Genomic DNA, 18451 nt, shown 5'->3' with positions numbered 1-18451 from the left:
TCAGCTCGACATGCTGGCGGTGAGGTCGATGCTGGTGGGCGTCGTCGGGACGGGGAACGGCTTGCCGGCGGACGCGCTGAAGTCGAGCGTGTTCAGGTTGACGGAGTACACGCAGGGGTTGCCGTAGAAGCGCACGGAGAAGGTCTGGGCGGTGAGGTCCTTCACGACGGCCCACTGCGTGTAGTCGACGGCGTCCTTGCCCTGCTTGTCCGTGGAGCGGCTGGTGCCCAGCGGGATGTCCACGGTGTTCAGCAGGTGGAAGGCCAGGGTGCTGGCGTCCGAGGAGGACGACACGGGCTGCGCGTACTGCTTGAGGTAGGTCGCGCGCACGAACCGCGAGGGGGGCGTCGAGTCCCCCGGCAGGCCGCGCATGCCGCTGCCGTGGCCGGCGGGGGAGAACGACTGGAGGCCCAGCTCCGTGGGCTTCGCGTCCCAGGGGGACAGGTTCGCGTAGTTGCCCAGGTTCTCCAACTGCTGGGGGAAGGGCGGGTTGTTGGTGCAGACGCCGACGGGGTTGTCGTAGACGTTGAGCTTCCCGTCGGTGAACTCCACGACGACGCAGTTGCCCGCGGCGTCGTGAACAGGGAAGTGCAGGGGCAGCAGCGTGGCGAGCAGGTCGCCTTCCCACACCTGCACGCTCCCGCTGGTCAGCGCGGCCTTCACGTCCGCGACGGTCGCGCAGGTGCCAAGCGCCCAGTTGACGAAGTCCACCAGCGCCAGGGCCTGCGACGGCTGCGTGACGGCCGGGTACGTGGAGCCCGGCAGCCACAGCGCGCCCACGGAGAGGCCCGCCGTGTTCATGCCATCCACGATGATGGCGTCGCTGAGGGCGGTCAGGCCGATGAACCCATACGTCGACGTCCACTTCAGACCGGGCTTGAGGCCCGGGGCCTTCGACTGGAAGGACTCGCCCTTGGCGTGGACCATGAGCTGCGATTTGAGGTCGGCACCGAACTCCATGCTGCGGCCGTTGACGGCGTAGTTCGTGGAGAGGCGGGAGTCGGTGCCGGTGATCAGGAAGTCAGTGCACATGGGCGTTCCTCTGTCCGTGGGGGGGCCGCTGCTCCCTCGAAGACGGGAGCGCTCCACGGTGTCCGGCCCCTTCTGCACGTCACGCACCAAGGCCCGGGGAGCAATGAATCCCGATGGATTCCGGGGCCTTGGCGCAAGGCCTGGCGCGTGAGGCTCCGGGCTGCGTCCGCGTGGAAGGCCGCCGCGTCCCCACGCGACGCGGGAGCACCCCGTGGGGGCCTGACGGCTTGCTCGCCGGCCTCTTTCTGAGAGGACGCTTGCGGGCTCCGGTCCGCTCGGGGTGAATTCGGGCGGTGCTGTCGCGTGCACCGCCCCCGGGGCGGAAGAGGGTGTCCATGAAGGCGTCGAGGCTGTCCCTGCGTTGGCGGCGCACCCGTGCCGCGGTGCTGAAGGACCAGGGCGTCGCTGTCGAAGGTGGGCAGGACACCGAGGCCGCCCGCTTCGCCCTCCCGCCCCCGGTTCGCGTGAGCGGGCTGGACACGTCGCCGCGAGGATGACGGACCCCACGCCCCCCACGCTCGGCCCGCGACGTGACGACTCGCTGGTGGACTTCGAGCTGCCGTTCTTCCAGTGGATCGCGATCCAGCTCCAGGGGCTGGTCATCGCGGTCATCGTGCGCTCCACCGACCTGCTGCTCCTCTTGTGGCGCCCCAGTTTGCTGCGTCCATACCTGGGGCTCTGGTGGCAGCGCCTGCTGCTCACCCCGTACAGCGCGCGGCGCACCTTCGAGATGGTCCGCGCGCTCCAGTCCACCGGCCAGTCCTTCCGCGAGCTCATCTACGGGGAGACGCCCTTGCTGACGGCGCTGCTCTTCCTGAAGCGCGCGGGCGTGGGCCCGGACAGCCGGGTGGTGGACCTGGGGGCGGGGCGGGGCCGGGTGCTCATCGCCGCGCGGTGGCTGAAGGCCCGGTCGCATGGCGTGGAGCTCATCGCGGACCACGTGGCGCGCGTGGCGCCGTGGCTCAAGCCCGCGGGCATCACCCTCACCGTGGGGGACATGACGCGCGAGCCCCTGACGGACGTCACCCACGTCTTCACCAACTGGGTGGCCTTCAGCCCGGAGACGAAGGCCCGGCTGGTGGAGCACCTGCGCACCTGCAAGCCCGGGACGCGCATCATCACGGTGACGCGGCCCATCCAGGCGGAGGGCTTCGTCGGTCAGACGTCGCGCTGGATGCTCTTCACCTGGGGACCGGAGAAGGTCTGGGTCCAGGAGTATCGCCCCGACGGCAAGGCCCCGTGACGGCTTCGCGGGCGGCGTCAGGCGCGCCAGTAGCGGCGCACCCGGGCGTCCGTCCGCTCTTCCTGGGCGAAGCGGAGCATCAGGGGCTCCGCCATGGCTTCGGGGATGCGCAACTGGGAGAGCAGCGCGCGGACCTCGAACTTGCGCGTCAGTCCTAGCAGGGCGTCACGTTCAGCCAGGGTGAGGCCCGGGTGCCAGCAGTCCACGATGAGCACCACGCGGCGCTCCTGGCCCCGGTTCCACGTCTCGTGTTCGAACGAGTCATGGAAGGCGAGCACGCGGCCCTGCTCCCACTGCCGTGACTCGGTGCCCACGCGGATGCCGCAGCCCTCCGGAATCTTGAGCCCCAGGTGCAGCCGCATCCGGAAGCCATCCCAGCTGCAATGCGGCGTCAGCGTCGTGCCGGGCGCGTGCGAGGAGAAGAGGACGTCCGCCAGCGGGAACGCGGTGCACTCGCCGTCCAGGGAGTGCACGGCCGCCGCGGTCTCCTCCATGGCGAGCTGGGGCCAGACGAGGCGGTCCAGGCGCTCGCCCGCGAAGTACACGGGGTGCACGGACCAGCGGCCCGTGCCGACGATGCCGGAGTCGTAGTGCAGCAGCTCCGCGTCCTCCAGCCGGGCCAGGTCGCGCTCCACCGCCGCGAGGCAGCCCTCCAGCGCCTTCGCCACGGGTGGGGGCGGGTCGCGCCAGGGGCGCTCCTCCAGGCCGGGGAGCGGAGGGAAGATGGTGGGGGACTGTCCGGGTGCGGAGGGCGGCAGGGGGACCTGTCCCGCCAGCATGCGCAGGTATTCCTGGAGGCGTGCCAGCTCCGGGCCCGCGCCCAGGATGGCGTCGAAGTAGCCACCCTGCCGGGCGACCTCCACGACCTTCTGGCGCACCTGCGCGGTGAGCTCCTGGGGCGATGCTTCGGACATGGCCTCTCCTTGAGGTGAAGCCATAGCGCGCCAGCGCGCGCACCGTCCAGGTGACGGGGCTTCAGGGACGAACAGCGAGAGCGCGGGCGCCGCCTGCCGCGCGTGGCTCCGTCAGCGCGTCAGGTGCTTGAGGGTGAGGTAGACGAACTCCGCGCCGGGCTGGAGCGCGGCCACGGGCACGCGCTCGTTGGGGGCGTGCGCGGTGCGCGCGTCGTCGGGCGTGAGGGCGAAGAGGTCGATGCCGTAGGCGTGGATGCCGGCCCTGCGAAGCGTGGCGGACTCGGTGGTGCCGGTGGACTGGCGCGGGATGACGGGGACGTTGGGCCACACCTTCGCGGCGGCGGCCTTCACCGCGCGGAACATCGCGTTGTCCCCCACGGGCGACATGGGCGAGTCCGGCGCCGACACGTCCATCTCCACCTGGATGTCCTTGTCGTTGACGGCGGCGACGATGCGCTCGCGCACGGCCTTCGCGTCCGCGTCCGGCAGCAGGCGGCAGTTGACGGTGGCCTCGGCGGTGGCGGGGATGACGTTGGAGCGCGTGCCGGCGTGGAAGACGGTGGGCACGCAGGTGGTGCGCAGCACGGCGCCCAGCGCGGGCTCCAGCCTGGCCACGGTGGCCACCGCGTCCTCGGGCGGCGCATCCGGCGCGGCGGCGATGCGGCGCAGCGCGTCCCCCAGCTCCCCCGGCGTGAGCGGCGCCCGGCCCTGGATGTGGAGCCGCGCGGCGGGCGTCAGGTGGGCGGGGAAGGTGAGGGCGCCCACGCGCGCCACCGCCGAGGCCACGCGCACCAGCGGCCCCGCGTCCACGGGCGGCGCGGACGAGTGGCCTCCCGGGCCGGTGGCCTTGAGCGTCACGTTGCGCGAGACGCGCTCGGCGGCCTGGAGCGCCACGAAGCGCACCTGCTTGCGGTCCGGGGACAGCTCCGTGAGGCCGCCTTCGTTGAGCGCGAACTCCGCCTCCTTCAATTCCGAGCGGTGCGCCATCATCCAGTCCAGGCCCTGCCCGGAGCCCACCTCTTCATCCGCGCCCAGGTACAGGAGGATGTCGCGCGAGCGCTGGCCCCCGTCCTGCTTCAACCGGCGCAGCGCGAGGATGCTCGCCGCCGCCATGCCCTTGTTGTCCTGCACGCCCCGGCCGTAGAGCAGGCCGTCCTTCTCCGTGAGCTTCCACGGGTCGGTGGCCCACTCGGAGCGCACGGCGGGCACCGTGTCCAGGTGCGCGAGCACGAGGATGGGCTTCCCCTTGCCTGTGCCCTTCAGGCGCACCAGGAGGTTCCCGCGTCCGGGCGAGGGCTCGATGAGCTCCGAGTCGATGCCCGCCTCGCTCAGCCACCGCGCCGCCACCCGGGCCGCGGCCGTCTCGTTGCCGGGCGGGTTGGACGTGTCCGCGGCGATGAGCTCCGCGAGCAGGGTCCGCAGCGCGTCCTTCTGTGGGGGACGGGGCGGTGCGGCATGGCTGGAACCCAGCGCGAGCAGGACGGCGAGGAGGGGCAGGGAGCGCATGGCGTGGGAGGCTCGCGCCTTCACCCCCGGAAGGCAACGGATGCGGCGTTTGCCGGGAGTGCCGTGTTAAGGGAGGGGCCCTGGAGGATGCTCCGCCCATGTCGTCGCCCCTGAGCTTTCGCACCGTGGAATTGCCGCTGCGCCATGCCTGGACCATTGCCCGGGGCACGAGCACGGTGAAGCGCAACGTGTTCGTGGAGGTGCGCTCGGGAGGACTCGTGGGCTACGGCGAGGCCGCGCCGAACGTGCGCTACGGCGAGTCCTGGGAGTCGGTGGAGGCGGCGCTCCAGAAGCTGGCCCCGGTGCTGGAGGGTCGCGACCTGCGCTGCTTCCGTGACGTGTCGGAGGCGCTGGACGCGGCGCTGCCGGACAACCCCGCGGCGAAGGCGGCGGTGGACCTGGCGCTGCACGACCTGGCGGGCAAGGTGATGGGCGTGCCGCTGTACCGGCTGCTGGGGGTGGACCCCACGCGCCAGCCGGTGACGTCCATGTCCATTGGCATCGACGTGCCGGAGGTGCTGGCGGTGAAGGTGCGCGAGGCGGCGGACTTCCCGGTGCTCAAGGTGAAGCTGGGCTCCGGGAAGGACCGGGAGGTGTTCGGCACGGTGCGCGCGCTGACGTCCCAGACGATCCGCGTGGACGCGAACGAGGGCTGGAAGCCGGAGGAGGCGCTGGCGCACATCCAGTGGCTCTCCACGCAGGGCGTGGAGCTGGTGGAGCAGCCCCTGCCCGCTGGGGACGTGGAGGGCGCGAAGTGGCTGAAGGCGCGCTCGCCGCTGCCGCTGGTGGCGGACGAGTCGCTGACGAAGGCGTCGGACGTGCCGTCGCTGGCGGCGGGCTTCCACGGCATCAACGTGAAGCTGCAGAAGAGCGGCGGCATCCGTGAAGCGCTGCGCATCATCGAGACGGCGCGCGCGTGCGGCCTGAAGGTGATGCTGGGCTGCATGGTGGAGACGGGGCTGGGCATCGCGGCGGGCGCGCACCTGGCGCCGCTGGTGGACTGGGTGGACCTGGACGGCAACCTGCTGCTCGCGGAGGACCCGTACCGGGCGCATCCGGTGGTGGGCGGGCGCATCCAGTTGGGGGATGGCCCGGGCCTGGGCGTGGAGCCCCGGGCGGCCCCGTGACGGCGCCGCTCATCCAGGATCCGATGGCGGTGCTCGCCGTGCTGCTGGCGGTGCTGGCGGGGTTGTATGTGTTGCAGCGCCACCCCGTGGGGGAGCGGTTCTTCAACGTCGTGCCGCTGCTGGTGTTCGCGTACTTCGTGCCCACGCTGCTGTCGAACCTGGGCGTCATCCCCACGCAGTCGGAGCTGTATCGCTTCACGCGCGTGTACCTGCTGCCGGCGAGCCTGGTGTTGCTGGTGCTGTCGGTGGACCTGCCGGCCATCGCACGGCTGGGCCGCAACGCGGTGGGCGTGTTCCTGGCGGGCACGCTGGGCATCATGGTGGGCGGCCCCATCGCGTACCTGGCGCTGGGGTGGCTGGTGCCGGCGGAGCTGGGGGACCAGGCGTGGAAGGGGCTCGCGGCGCTGAGTGGTTCGTGGATTGGAGGCAGCGCGAACTTCGTGGCCATTGGCCAGAGCGTGGGCGCGCTGGACAGCACGCTGAGCATGATGGTGGTGGTGGACGTGGGCGTGTCCAACGTGTGGACGGCGGTGCTGCTGTCCTTCGCCGGGCGCGAGAAGGCGATGGACGCGCGCATCGGCGCGGACCGCGCGGCGCTGGACCGGGTGAGGGAGGAGTCGGCCCGGCTCCAGGCGGCGTCCGCGAGGCCCGCGAGCCTGTCGGACCTGCTGTCGATGCTGGCGGTGGCATTCGGGGTGACGGTGGTGTGCACGGCGGTGGCGAAGGTGCTGCCGGACCTGGGCAACGTGGTGACGGGCTTCACGTGGGTGGTGTTGCTGGTGACGACCGTGGGCGTGGTGCTGTCGTTCACGCCGGTGCGGAGGCTGGAGGGCGCGGGGGCGAGCCGCATGGGGTCGCTGTTCCTGTACCTGCTGGTGGCGACGATTGGCGCGCAGGCGGAGTTCCGCCGGCTGTGGGACGCGCCCGCGCTGGTGGCGGTGGGGGCGGTGTGGATGGCCATCCACGCGGCGGTGACGATGGGCGCGCGGCGGTGGCTCAAGGCGCCGGTGTTCTTCGCGGCGGTGGGCTCGCAGGCGAACGTGGGAGGCACGGCCTCCGCGTCCGTGGTGGCGGCGGCCTTCCACCCCGCGCTGGCGCCGGTGGGCGTGCTGCTCGCGGTGCTGGGCTACGTGCTGGGGACGTACTGCGGGCTGGTGACGGCGCTGCTGCTGGAGCAGGTGCACCGGTTCATTCACTGAGCAGGGCGGCGTGCGGCGGACGCGTGCCAGCGCCGCTGCTGGCGTCGGCGTCCAGGCCGGATGCATGCTGGGTTCATACGGTGGACCCGTGGCGGCGCTGCTGGCGGGTCCGATGCAACAAGGAGTCGCGGATGCGGACGGTGCTGCTGGGCGCGTGGCTGCTGGCGATGACCGCTTCGGCGGCGCCTCCTGACGCGGGCGTTCCCCGGGAGTCGTTGCAGTCGGTGGTGGATTCGCTGGCCCGTGAGGCGGCGCGGCTGTCGCCCGGGACGGACCTGGCGCTGGCGGTGACGGACCTGCGCACGGGCGAGTCCGCGAGCTTCTCCGGAACGAGGCCGCACATCTCCGCCAGCTCCGCGAAGGTGTTCTGGGTGGCCGCCGCGCTGAAGCAGCGGGACTTGAAGAAGGTGGCGCCGCTCGCGGAGAAGGTGTTCCGCACCTCCGACAACGAGGCGTCCGGAGCCATCATCGACCTGGTGGGCGGGGCGGATGCCATCAATGTCTATCTCCAGGGCCTGGGGATGAAGAACACCGCGCTGACGAAGTGGAACTACGGAGGACAGCGCTGGGCGACGAACTCCCCGAAGGCGATGCAGAACGACAACTACTTCTGCGCGGACGACGCGGTGTCCTTCCTGGCGCGGCTGGACAAGAAGGCGCTGTTGAAGCCAGGGCCCACCGCCCAGTTGCTCAAGTGGATGGAATTGACGCCCCGGGAGGGGTGCGGTGGTTGGCTGGGCACGCGGCTGCCTGCGCGTGCCCGCGCGTCGCTCCAGCACAAGGGTGGGTGGCTGCCGCCGGGGTGCTGTTCGGATGACGCGCGCTACAACGTGCTCAATGAAATCGGATTGGTGACGCTGCCGGGCGGTGGACGGTACGCGGTGGCCATCCTCGCCTCGCGCGGGCCGGACTGGCCGAAGCAGGCCTTCGTCGTGGAGCGTGCCTCGTGTGTCCTGTACCGGCACCTGGCGAAGGACGCGGCGCTGGATTGCGGTGAGGCGTTGGCGAAGGCAGGCGGCCCGGCGCCCTTGGTGCTGGACGCGGGGGCCCCGCCTCCGGACTACGACTGCTGATAATGGATGCCCCGGGCGTGCGCTACTCGACGTCGCGCGGGGAGGTGGGCGACCAGGAGGCTGGGAGCGTTAATGCTGCCCTGCGCGCATCCAGTCAGCGCGCGAGGTGACGCCCATGATGGACCCCCTGGCCTGGCGCAGGTTCGCGGAGCGACTCGGTGTGAGGCATCCCCTCATCCAGGCACCGATGGCGGGTGGGCTTTCGCCCCCGGACCTGGCCGTCGCGGTGACGGAGGCGGGAGGAATGGGCTCCCTGGGGACGGCCGATGCGTCGCCGGAGGCCATCCGCCAGCAGGCGAAGTCGGTGCGCTCCCGGACGTCGGGCCCGTATGGCATCAACCTGTTCGCGCCCCGTGCTCCGGTGGCGGCGGGCGACCCCGGCCCCGTGCTGGGCTTGCTGGCGCGCTTCCACGCGGAGCTGGGCCTGCCCGCGCCGGAGGTGGCGGAGGCTCCGCTGCCGGACTTCCAGGCGCAGGTGGAGGTGGTGCTCGAAGCAGCGCCCACCGTGTTCAGCTTCACGTTCGGCATTCCGGACGCGTCGGTGCTGGAGGCGATGCGGGCGCGCGGCATCCTCATCGTGGGCACGGCGACGAACGTGCGCGAAGCGCTGGCGCTGGAGGCCGCGGGCGTGGATGCGATCGTCGCGCAGGGGTCGGAGGCCGGTGGACACCGTGGCTCCTTCGGAGGCTCGTTCGAAGCGGGGCTGGTGGGAACGCTGGCGCTGGTGCCGCAGGTGGTGGACGCGGTGCGGCTGCCGGTCATCGCCAGCGGCGGCATCATGGATGGACGTGGCATCGCGGCGGCGCGGATGCTGGGCGCGGCGGGCGTGCAACTGGGCACGGCGTTCCTTCGCTGCCAGGAGTCCGGCACGGTGCCGGCGCACCGCGAGGTGTTGCGCGAGGCCAGGGATGAATCGTCGCGCATCACCCGCGCGCTCACCGGGAGGCCCGCACGGGCGATTCCGAACGAGCTCATCACCACGTTGGAGGAGGTGGGAGCATACCTGCCATATCCCCAGCATCACGGCGCCACGCGAGCGTTGAGGGGTGCGGCCGCGCAGCGCGGCGACACGCGCTTCATGACGCTGTGGGCGGGGCAGGGCGTGGGGTTGTCGCGCGAGGGGCCGGCGGCGGAGCTGGTGCGAACCTTGATGGCGGAGACGGAGGCCGCGCTGGGGGCTGTTCGCGGGTGACGTGAAGCACCGCGGTGGCGGCTATGACGTGGAGGGTGGGCCCACGCCCCGGCCCGCGAGGCGCTGGCGCAACGCCACGAAGTACATGGAGCAGAAGGTCGCCACGAGCACGGCGAGCTCGTCCCAGTAATCCAGCGGGTCTTCGTTCTCGTCGAGCAGCGACAGGCTGAGCAGACACAGCACGACGTGGACGGCGAACACGGGCAGCGAGGCCTGTCCCAGCGCTTCCAGGACGCGGGGGCGCAGCCAGCGGAACACGCGGGGCGCGAGCCAGCTCGCGAGCAGGGCCACGGCGAGGAAGTTCACGAGGCGCAACGGTGCCAGTGACCACTTGTCGAACAGCACCGAAGCGGCGCCCAGTTCGACGTTGAAGATGCCGACCTGGTGGCGCACGAGCAGGAACCCGACGCTGACGACGAGCGCCCCGGTGAGGAGCCTCCGGGAGACGGGCTCGCGTTGCTCCGGCGCGGTGGCGCGGCTGACACCCAGCCACACGCCGAGCACCCAGAGGAACTGCCACGCGAACAGGTCGAACGCGCCCGACAGGTCGATGCTCAGCGGCGGCCAGGGCAGCACGGGGATGGCGACGAGCAGATCATACAGGGCGCGCTTGAGGCCCACCTGGGCCCAGACCCAGATGAGGGCGCTCAAGCCCAGCACGCGGGACCAGCCCTCCTTGCGCGCGCCGAGCATCACCGCGGGCGTGAGCAGGAGGAGCACGACGTAGAGCGGAAGGATGTCCAGCAGCGGGGGGCAGTAGAGGAGGAAGAGGCTGCTCCACAGGGCGGTGAGCGGATCCTGGTGGAAGAACCCGAGCAGGTTGTGGATGGCGGGACGGCGCGCGGCGACGCCGAGCGCGGCGATGATGGTGAACGCGAAGCAGAGCAGGGCGACGTGGTAGCCGTACACCTTGAGGGCGCGGCTCCAGAGGCTCTTCACCATGGCGACGGGGCTGGACGTGCTCAGCTTCTTCGCGTGCACCACGCCGACGAGGAACGCGGAGAGGAAGACGAAGCCCTCGGCGGCGGAGACGAAGCCGAACGGCTGGTTGCTGATGACGTTCAGCCGGGTGGGCAGGTGCGTCAGCGTCATCAGGACGAGAAGCACTCCGCGCAGGCTGTCGAGTTCAGGGCGTCGTTGCATGGCGGCGTCAGGAGCAGTCGAGAGGTCGCTAGGATTCGGAAGGCCGTGCCTCGCAAGGGAGCCCTTCACCCATGCCATATCCTCGCCTGCCGGGTAAACCTCTCCGCCCTCGTGGATCCATTGTCCCGGTACGCCTGACGCAGGTTGCCGTTGTCCTCTTGGCGCTGCTCGGTGGGGCGGGATGCACGACGTCACGGAGCGTGAGGCTGGAGACGGGGCAGGGGGCGCCTATCACCCATGCACCCGACATGGAGGTCCGTCCCGCGAAGCTGGAGGAAGAGGCGTTCGTGGCGGCGGTGAGAGCGCTGGCGCGCGACGCATCCGTTTCCGCGCCACCGAGGGAAACAGCCTCCCGGTTGTTGGCTGCCTCCATGCCTCCGCGTGCGTACTCCCATGTTCAAAGGCGCCTGGGTCTTGTCTCCATGAAGGAGCCGGAGAGGCGGCAGCTGCGGCTCCAGGCGGCTCCGGATGAAGGACTCGCTACGGCTTACGGACGGTGGTGTCAGCGCAAGGCCTTGTCCGTAGACTGCCTCCACCTCTTGCAGGACGGCCCCACGCTGGACGACGTCGGCCGGCGCACGCTGGCCTTCTCCATCGCGCTGGATTCGGTGTGGGACGAAACGGACGAAGCACTGCGGGGCATGGTCAGCCGGGAGGCGGTGATCGCCACCATCACGACGACAGCGACCCTGTACCTGGGGCTGTGGCTGATTCCGGAGCCGGCGGTGTCCAAGGGCATCGCGGCGACCCTGACCGCGGTGCTCATCGCGTATGCCGGAATCGACACCGTGGTGAGCCTCATCCGGGGATGGTTGGTGCTCGCGGATGCGGCTCGGGAGGCCTCGACCTTCGAGGCGCTTCGGGAGGCGGGGGAACGCTACGGCGAGGTGATGGGGGTGAACGCTGCACGGGCCTTCGTGATGCTGGCCACGGCGGCGCTGGGCAGCACCGCGGAGACGATGGCCGTGAAGATTCCCACGCTGCCTGGTTCGGCGCAGGCGTCAGTGGTGGGCGCGGCCCAGGGTGGCTTCCGGTTGGGGGCGGTCGCGCAGGTGGAGTCGGTCGCGGTGTCGACGTCGGGAGCCATTTCCATCGCGCTGGCTCCGGGCGCGGTGGCGATGACGGTTCGTGGGCCGGTGGTGGACGCGGTGGGGCCGAAGCACCACATCGCGTCCGACAAGTTCAGCACCTCCACCGCGAATGGAGGACCCTGGACGCCGCGCTACGAAGAAATCTTCGAACGAGCGGACATGTCGCTGAATGATCCCGCGAACCAGGTTCATGTCCCTGGCCACAAGGGACCCCATCCTCGCGCGTACCATGAGCGGGTTCATGGCGCCCTTGAACTGCCAAACCATCTTGCAATGCCGTGAGTCGCTGACGCGGATGTTGCGAACCCTGGCGGATGAACTCGTCAGCGAGGGAAGCATCCTCAACAAGCTGGTGACCCGCACGGAGTGAATCCAGGAGTTCGACCCATGTCGCAGCGGTACTTCGACCTTTCTGACGATGTGTACCTGGAAGGACGCTGGGAACTTGGGCACCCGCGCGATGCGCAGGGGCTCAAGCTCCACAACCCCTGGCAGTTCCGAATGGGCAAGCCGGCTTTCTGGCCCGAGCGTGTTCGCATCCCCGTCAAGATTCCGGGCACCGTGCTCGACTACTCCCACGCGCCCTTCAGCATTCCCGTCGTCCACGTCCGGGTGGCCTCCATCTTCAAGCAGCTGGCCCCGGATGACGTGCAGTTCTTCCCCGTGGACATCGAAGGGCAGCCCGACGACTTCCTCATCCTGAATGCCGTCCACCGCGTGAACTGCATCGACGACGAAGCTTCGGAAGAGGTGCGCTACTGGATGCCCAAGAACGGGCTCCCAGAGAAAGTCGGTACCTACCTCTCCGTGTGGGGCATGCATCTGGATGCCCTCCGCATCGGAAGTCCCAAGGTGTTCCGGCCCCTGCATTGGGAGGTGTCCCTCATCGTCTCCGAGGACATCAAGCTCGCTCTGGAGCACCTGGGGGCCACCGGCGTGAGGTTCAAGGACGTGTCCCCGCTGCGTTGAACCATCGCCTCCTTGACATACGGCGCTTGCCCGCCCGGTCGGTCTCTTCTGGGGGTCGGGTTGCAATCAGGGCCGACACGGTTAGATTCAGGGTTCCACTGTTGCGTTCGCAGCCCCGGGTCCCTGTCCAGATGACGGTTTCGCTCACAGCCTGCCAGCAGAGTGCTCCGCGCCGGATTTCCGTGCGCCGGACGCTGCCCGCGCATGGCCGAGCCACCGCCTGGCTTGTCTCCCACGCCCTCCGTCCCGTGTAGCTCGCGACGGTCGGCGTCCTCTCCACTCTTTCACCCGACGGCTCCCCCATGCGCTCCCTTTTCCCGGGAATGCGTGGCGCCGTCATTCCTTCACCCCCACCAGGAGCCCCGCCATGACCCACGACCACCCCCTCATCGTCACCGACACCGACCTCCAGCGCCTGGAGCGCGTCGTCGAACAGTACGGCAACGTGCGCAACGCCGAGATCGTGGAGCAGTTGGAGTCCGAGCTGGCCCGCGCCGTCGTCACCTCCTCCACCTCCATCCCCGCGAACGTCGTCACCATGAACAGCACCGTCGTCTTCGAGGACGAAGAGGGCGGCGGCAAGCGCGAGGTCACCCTCGTCTATCCCAAGGACGCCAACAGCGACGCGGGCCGCATCTCCATCCTCGCCCCCGTGGGCAGCGCGCTGCTGGGCCTGTCCGTGGGCCAGACCGTGGAGTGGCCCCTGCCCAACGGCCGCACCCGCCGCCTGCGCATCGTCGCCGTCCCCTACCAGCCCGAAGCCGCCGGCCACTTCGACCTGTGACGCACCCTGCCGGAACACGGCGCGCTCCTGACGCGTCAGCCGCCGTGTTCCGCGTGTCCGCACCCCGCCGCTGACGCGTCAGCCCGACGCACCTCCGCCCAGCCCTCCCGCCATCCCCGCGCAACTCTTACCGTTGTCTTCTTGACAGCGATGGCCTCAGGCGTGCATCCGCCATCGCGCCCCTCGCAATGCGAAGGGTCGCGGGCGTCCCTACGTCCGTGAGTGGATGTGGAGGAACGCTTTGTTCGCACGAAGGCATCACCTTGGGGTCGGAGGGCTGGCCGTCCTCTGCGCTTTCAGCGCCCAGGCCCAGAGCAGCACCATTCCGGGCATCGAACTGGAGCGCCTGCAACTCAACCCCGGCGCACGCGACAGCCTCGTGTTGTCCACCGGTGACCTGCTCCCCGCCGGGCAGTTCCGCGTGGGACTCACCGCGCACTACGAGAACCGTCCGCTCGTCCTCCTGGAGAATGACGAGGAGCAGAGCGTCATCATCTCCAACCGCGTGACGGCGCACGTGAGCGGCGCCTACGCCCTCACGAACTGGCTCGAAGTGGGCGCCCAGCTGCCCATCGTGTCCCAGTGGGGCCCGGAGACGGGTTCGGTGGGCGTGAGCCGCCCGACCACCTTCGCGCTCGGCACCCCCTGGCTCCAGGCCCGCGCCGGCTTCCTCTCCGAGGACCGGGGCGGCCCCATCGACCTCGGCCTGCACCTGGGCGCGGCGCTGCCCCTGGGCAGCAAGGCGGCCCTGACGCGCGACGAGGGCTTCACCTTCTCCCCGCGTCTGGGATTGGGCAAGCGGCTGGCCAACACCTTCCGCGTGGGCGCGGACGTGGGCGCGCTGGTGCGCACCAAGACGTATGCCCTGTCCCCCCAGTCCAGCCCCGTGCGCGACGAGATGGGCGTGGAGCTGAACGGCGGCGTCAACGTGTCCGCGGGCCTCTTCGGCCTGCGCGAGGAGGTGCTCGTGCGCGGCACGCTGCCCGTGCAGGACTCGCCCAGCTCGCTGGAGGTCCTCCTGGGCCTGCGCGTCCCCACCGCGGACGGCACGGAGGTGTACTTCATGGGCGGTCCGGGCTTTGGCCAGACGCCGGGCACGCCGCGCTTCCGCCTGCTCGCGGGCGTCTCCTTCGGCGCGCCTCCCGCGCCCGCCGGCCCCGTCTGTATCGCGGGCCAGCCCCACGTGGCCTCCGAGTGTCCCGACCTGGACGCGGATGGCGATGGCGTGAAGAACGCTGACGACCGCTGCCCCACCACCCCGGGCCTCGCCGAACTCCAGGGCTGCCCGGACGGCGACGATGACAAGGACGGCATCCTGAACCTGGCCGACAAGTGCCCCGCCCAGGCGGAGAACAAGAACGGCTTCCAGGACGAGGACGGCTGCCCGGACGACCCCGACTCCGACGGGGACGGCATCGTCGACTCCAAGGACGCCTGCCCGCGCGAGCCGGAGACGGTCAACGGCTACAAGGACCAGGACGGCTGCCCGGACGTGGAGCCCGACCGCGACGGTGACAAGGTCGTGGACCGGCTGGACAACTGCCCGGACGAGCCCGGCACCGAGGCCAACGGCGGCTGCAAGGAAGTGCCGCTCGCCCGCATCGACTCAGGCCGCATCCGCATCATGGAGTCCGTCTTCTTCGAGAACAACCAGGCCGTCATCCAGAAGCGCAGCAACCCGGTGCTCGACAAGGTCGCCGCCATCCTCGTCTCCCACCCGGAGATCGCGAAGATCCGCGTGGAAGGCCACACCGACAACACGGGCAAGGCCGACTACAACCTGGACCTGTCCCAGCGGCGCGCCGAAGCGGTGGTGGACTACCTCGTGGCCAAGGGCGTGGAGCGCGGGCGGCTGGAAGCCCAGGGCTTCGGTCCCAACCAGCCCATCGCGGACAACGCCAAGGCGGACGGCCGCGCGAAGAACCGCCGCGTCGAGTTCAAGATCGTCGGAGAGGCGGAGGGCGTGCGGACGACGCCGGCCTCCTCCTCCCCCTCCCCGGAACCCCTTCAGAAGTAAGGCAGACCTTTCATGCACATGAACGTCATGGAGTCCCTCTTCAAGGGACAGGCGTCACGCACGGTCGCGCGCGCGGGCTTCACCGCCGCGGCCCTCAGTGCCCTGTTCCTCCTCATCGGCTGCGAGTCGAGTGACCCGCGGCCATCCACCCCTGAACCCGTGCTCTCACGCCAGCAGTCCTCGGCGCTCGTGGGCGACGGCCGGCTCCAGCCCGGCGAGCAGTGTGACGACGGCAACACCACGAGCGGGGACGGCTGTTCGGCCTCCGGCACCGTGGAGGCCGGCTACCTGTGCAACGTGCCGGGCAACGCCTGTTCGCTCGCGAGCCTGTGCGGCAACAACGTCACCAACACGGGCGAGCTGTGCGACGACGGCGACACCGTGGACAACGGCACCGGCTGTTCGTCCTCGTGTGATTTGTCCCTGTGCGGCAACGGCGTCTTCGACAACCGGGCGTACCCGTCCTTCGCGCAGGAGGTCTGCGACGACGGCAACCGCTTCGAGGGTGACGGGTGCAGCCGGCAGTGCGAGGTGGAGCCCGGCTTCGCCTGCGCCGGCAGCCCCAGCCGCTGCGTGGGCGCGGGTGTCGCCATCTTCAACACCGGCGTGGACAACCAGAACCGCCGCCTGGAAGGCATCGTGGCGGATCCGCACTGGTTCTACGCGGGCACCGCCACGGGCGCGGACACCGGCGTGCGCAACGCCAACGACTGGCCCCTGGAGATGCAGACCGCGCGCTTCATGGCGCCCCTGGGCGGGCAGACGTGCGTCTACCAGGACTTCCTGGTCCCCTCGACGACGAACGTCGCCCAGTTCCGGGTGCGACTGGCCACCTTCAACGACAACCAGTTCGACAGCGCGAAGGTGAACGGCGCGAATGTGTCCCCCGTCACCGTCAGCGAGCCCTCCGGCCAGCCGTGGCAGAAGAACATCTTCCGCGAGTTCGGCACCTCCGCGCCCTGGCGCGCGGGCGTCAACCGCATCGAGCTGTGCAACGAGAACGCGGTCTCGCCCCCGAACGCCTTCCGCTACCTGTTCGTGGATGCGTATGACGACCGCTGCGGCGACGGCGCCATCTCCCTGCGCGAGGAGTGCGACGACGGCAACGCCACCAACGGCGACGGTTGCAGCGCGAGCTGCGGCATCGAGCCCGGCTACGGCTGCACGGGGGCGCCCAGCTCCTGTGCCCAGACGTGCGGCAATGGCGCCCTCAACACCGGGGAGCAGTGCGACGACGGCAACACCACCGCGAACGACGGCTGCAACGCGAGCTGCCGCGTCGAAGCGGGCTACGCCTGTCCCACCCCGGGCAGCGCCTGCGTGGCGTCCTGCGGTGATGGCACCCTCAACGCTGGTGAGCAGTGCGACGACGGCAACACGTTCGGTTCGGACGGCTGCTCCGCGGCGTGCCGCATCGAGACGGGCTACACCTGCTTCGGAGCGCCTTCCTCCTGCGCCCCGCTGTGCGGCAACGGCCTGCTGAACCCCGGCGAGCTGTGCGACGACGGCAACACGAGCCTGGGCGACGGCTGCTCCAACGCCTGCACCCTGGAGCTGGGCTACGCCTGCGCCACGCCGGGCCAGCCCTGCGCCCAGACGTGCGGCAACGGCACCATGAACCCGGGCGAGCAGTGTGACGACGGCAACCTGACGTCGTCCGACGGCTGCTCCACCGAGTGCCGCGTGGAGCGGGGCTACGCCTGCACCATGCCGGCGGCCGGCCCCTCCGTGTGCGCCTTCACCTGTGGCAACGGTGCGCTGGAGACGGGCGAGGTGTGTGACGATGCCGAGACGCAGTCCGGCGATGGCTGCTCCAATGGCTGCCGCGTCGAGCCGGGCTGGAGCTGCTCGGGGACCCCGAGCGTGTGCGCCACCCTCTGCGGTGATGGCGTGACGGCGGGCGCCGAGGTGTGCGACGACGGCAACAGCACGCCGGGCGACGGCTGCAACGCGTCCTGCCAGGTGGAGGCGGGCTGGAGCTGCCCCGCGCCCGGCAACGCGTGCTTCAACACCTGCGGCGATGGCGTCATCAACGCTGGCGAGCAGTGCGACGACCGCGACGTGGCGTCGGGTAACGGCTGCAGCACCGTCTGCGCCGTGGAGCCCGGCTACTCGTGCACCGGCGCTCCCAGCCTCTGTGGCACCACGTGCGGCGACGGTGTCCGCGCGGGCGCCGAGGTGTGTGACGACGGCAACCTCACGGCGGGCGACACCTGCTCGCCGCGCTGCCTGCTGGAGATTGGCCAGGCGTGCCCGGCCTCCAGTGTCTGTGACGCGGTCTGCAACCCCGTGTCCCATGTGTGCGCCGCCGCCAACGTGTGCGGCAACGGCATCAAGGACGCGGCGGAGGCGTGCGACGACGGCAACACCACCGCGAACGACGGCTGCTCGGCCACGTGCACCGTGGAAGTGGGCCATGAGCCCGCGCCCGCGGCCCCCGTCATCACCGGCCCCGCGCCCGGCACCACCGTGGACACCCCCACCCCCGCCATCACCGGCACCGGTCAGCCCGGCAGCCAGGTGACGGTGCGCGAAGGCGGCACGGTGTTCTGCACCGCCACCGTCAATGCCTCCGGGAACTGGAGCTGCATGCCCTCCACCACGCTGTTGGACGGCCCGCATGAAGTGACGGCCACAGCCGAGACGCCCACGGGGGGCACCAGCACCGTGTCCAACACCGTGCCCTTCGTCGTGGACACCCAGGCTCCCGACACCGTCATCGTGAAGGCGCCCCCCGCGAGCGGCTCCTCCCGGACGGCGGACTTCGAGTTCGGACCCCAGGAGGAGGGGGTGACGTTCGAGTGCAGCCTGGACGGGGGCCCCTTCGTCCCGTGCCAGTCCCGGTACACCGTGCCCCCCGGGGAGCACACCCTGCGGGTGCGCGCGGTGGACGACGCGGGCAACGTGGACGCCTCGCCCGCGGAGCACACCTGGACCGTCACGAACACGCGCGCCTTCGCGGGCGGCGGGTGCAGCGCCGCGCCCGACGCCTCCTGGCTCGCCCTCCTGGGCCTGATGGGACTGCCCGGCCTGCGCCGCAGGCAGCGCCGCCCGGCCGCCTGAGGTCCCGGGCGCGTCCCTGAGAAGTTCCGGAGCTGCTCCGGAGCTTCGCCAGAGCTTCTCCAGAGCCTCCGGAGCGGCGTTTCGCGGAGGCCGCCGGA

General features: G+C 70.6%; 15 protein-coding genes. 11 read left to right on the top strand and 4 right to left on the bottom strand.

The genetic code is table 11. The features are described from left to right. Complete coding sequence (locus OV207_RS33910; RefSeq protein WP_193346655.1) at window positions 1-1032, bottom strand: linear amide C-N hydrolase; 1032 nt, start codon at window positions 1030-1032, stop codon at window positions 1-3. Window positions 1033-1367: 335 nt separating this feature from the next. Between OV207_RS33910 and OV207_RS33905 the strand changes: the two genes are divergently transcribed. Next, entirely contained in the window at window positions 1368-1529 is a 162-nt protein-coding gene (locus OV207_RS33905) for a hypothetical protein (protein ID WP_267559249.1), read from the top strand. Beyond that, complete coding sequence (locus tag OV207_RS33900) at window positions 1526-2275, top strand: class I SAM-dependent methyltransferase (protein WP_267559248.1); 750 nt, start codon at window positions 1526-1528, stop codon at window positions 2273-2275. The genes OV207_RS33905 and OV207_RS33900 overlap by 4 nt, the downstream gene beginning before the upstream one ends. Window positions 2276-2292: 17 nt before the next feature. Here the strand turns inward: OV207_RS33900 and OV207_RS33895 are convergent, their stop codons facing one another. Next, entirely contained in the window at window positions 2293-3189 is an 897-nt protein-coding gene (locus OV207_RS33895) for an aspartyl/asparaginyl beta-hydroxylase domain-containing protein (protein WP_267559247.1), read from the bottom strand. A 111-nt stretch (window positions 3190-3300) separates the two neighbouring features. Continuing rightward, window positions 3301-4695: a M20/M25/M40 family metallo-hydrolase gene (locus OV207_RS33890; protein ID WP_267559246.1), complete on the bottom strand. Its 1395-nt coding sequence runs from the start codon at window positions 4693-4695 to the stop codon at window positions 3301-3303. Between the two features lie 98 nt (window positions 4696-4793). Between OV207_RS33890 and OV207_RS33885 the strand changes: the two genes are divergently transcribed. From OV207_RS33885 to OV207_RS33870, 4 genes are all read left to right on the top strand, one after another. Then, the gene (locus OV207_RS33885) at window positions 4794-5822 is read left to right on the top strand and encodes a dipeptide epimerase (protein ID WP_267559245.1); all 1029 of its coding nucleotides are present in this window, start codon (window positions 4794-4796) and stop codon (window positions 5820-5822) included. Next, entirely contained in the window at window positions 5819-7021 is a 1203-nt protein-coding gene (locus OV207_RS33880) for a DUF819 domain-containing protein (RefSeq protein WP_267559244.1), read from the top strand. Before OV207_RS33885 ends, OV207_RS33880 begins: the two co-directional genes overlap by 4 nt. Before the next feature lie 131 nt (window positions 7022-7152). Next, window positions 7153-8094, top strand: coding sequence for a serine hydrolase (locus tag OV207_RS33875; protein WP_267559243.1), 942 nt, complete (start codon window positions 7153-7155; stop codon window positions 8092-8094). Window positions 8095-8209: 115 nt separating this feature from the next. Further along, window positions 8210-9286 (top strand): NAD(P)H-dependent flavin oxidoreductase, encoded by a 1077-nt coding sequence (locus tag OV207_RS33870; RefSeq protein ID WP_267559242.1) that lies wholly within the window; start codon window positions 8210-8212, stop codon window positions 9284-9286. A 21-nt stretch (window positions 9287-9307) separates the two neighbouring features. Here OV207_RS33870 and OV207_RS33865 read toward each other — a convergent pair whose 3' ends face one another. Continuing rightward, on the bottom strand, window positions 9308-10429 hold the full coding sequence (locus OV207_RS33865) for an OpgC family protein (protein ID WP_267559241.1): 1122 nt from the start codon (window positions 10427-10429) through the stop codon (window positions 9308-9310). A 515-nt stretch (window positions 10430-10944) separates the two neighbouring features. On the opposite strand from OV207_RS33865, the gene OV207_RS33860 reads away from it, so the two are divergent. From OV207_RS33860 to OV207_RS33835, 5 genes are all read left to right on the top strand, one after another. Next, window positions 10945-11802, top strand: coding sequence for an AHH domain-containing protein (locus OV207_RS33860; RefSeq protein WP_267559239.1), 858 nt, complete (start codon window positions 10945-10947; stop codon window positions 11800-11802). Window positions 11803-11907: 105 nt separating this feature from the next. Beyond that, window positions 11908-12489: an imm11 family protein gene (locus OV207_RS33855; RefSeq protein ID WP_267559238.1), complete on the top strand. Its 582-nt coding sequence runs from the start codon at window positions 11908-11910 to the stop codon at window positions 12487-12489. Between the two features lie 367 nt (window positions 12490-12856). Continuing rightward, window positions 12857-13273: a nucleoside diphosphate kinase regulator gene (gene rnk, locus OV207_RS33850; protein ID WP_267559237.1), complete on the top strand. Its 417-nt coding sequence runs from the start codon at window positions 12857-12859 to the stop codon at window positions 13271-13273. A gap of 241 nt (window positions 13274-13514) precedes the next feature. After that, window positions 13515-15290, top strand: a complete 1776-nt coding sequence (locus OV207_RS37695; RefSeq protein WP_324291587.1) for an OmpA family protein — start codon at window positions 13515-13517, stop codon at window positions 15288-15290. A gap of 18 nt (window positions 15291-15308) precedes the next feature. Next, window positions 15309-18353 carry a DUF4215 domain-containing protein gene (locus OV207_RS33835; protein WP_420715285.1) on the top strand — a complete coding sequence of 1015 codons (3045 nt, stop codon included), beginning with the start codon at window positions 15309-15311 and terminating at the stop codon, window positions 18351-18353. Window positions 18354-18451 lie beyond the last annotated feature (98 nt).

It is taken from the genome of Corallococcus sp. BB11-1 (genome assembly GCF_026626625.1).
GTDB lineage: Bacteria > Myxococcota > Myxococcia > Myxococcales > Myxococcaceae > Corallococcus > Corallococcus soli.
The sequence above is the reverse complement of the archived record's forward strand: the minus strand, read 5'-3'. Positions and strand labels throughout refer to the sequence as shown.

What these genes read in the sequence shown, in the direction of transcription:
- OV207_RS33875 (WP_267559243.1), top strand. Translation starts at nt 7,153, where the DNA reads ATGCGGACGGTGCTGCTGGGCGCGTGGCTGCTGGCGATGACCGCTTCG.
- OV207_RS33865 (WP_267559241.1), bottom strand. Translation starts at nt 10,429, where the DNA reads ATGCAACGACGCCCTGAACTCGACAGCCTGCGCGGAGTGCTTCTCGTC.
- OV207_RS33885 (WP_267559245.1), top strand. Translation starts at nt 4,794, where the DNA reads ATGTCGTCGCCCCTGAGCTTTCGCACCGTGGAATTGCCGCTGCGCCAT.
- OV207_RS33870 (WP_267559242.1), top strand. Translation starts at nt 8,210, where the DNA reads ATGATGGACCCCCTGGCCTGGCGCAGGTTCGCGGAGCGACTCGGTGTG.
- OV207_RS33890 (WP_267559246.1), bottom strand. Translation starts at nt 4,695, where the DNA reads ATGCGCTCCCTGCCCCTCCTCGCCGTCCTGCTCGCGCTGGGTTCCAGC.
- OV207_RS33855 (WP_267559238.1), top strand. Translation starts at nt 11,908, where the DNA reads ATGTCGCAGCGGTACTTCGACCTTTCTGACGATGTGTACCTGGAAGGA.
- OV207_RS33835 (WP_420715285.1), top strand. Translation starts at nt 15,309, where the DNA reads ATGAACGTCATGGAGTCCCTCTTCAAGGGACAGGCGTCACGCACGGTC.
- OV207_RS33900 (WP_267559248.1), top strand. Translation starts at nt 1,526, where the DNA reads ATGACGGACCCCACGCCCCCCACGCTCGGCCCGCGACGTGACGACTCG.
- rnk (WP_267559237.1), top strand. Translation starts at nt 12,857, where the DNA reads ATGACCCACGACCACCCCCTCATCGTCACCGACACCGACCTCCAGCGC.
- OV207_RS33905 (WP_267559249.1), top strand. Translation starts at nt 1,368, where the DNA reads ATGAAGGCGTCGAGGCTGTCCCTGCGTTGGCGGCGCACCCGTGCCGCG.
- OV207_RS33910 (WP_193346655.1), bottom strand. Translation starts at nt 1,032, where the DNA reads ATGTGCACTGACTTCCTGATCACCGGCACCGACTCCCGCCTCTCCACG.
- OV207_RS33895 (WP_267559247.1), bottom strand. Translation starts at nt 3,189, where the DNA reads ATGTCCGAAGCATCGCCCCAGGAGCTCACCGCGCAGGTGCGCCAGAAG.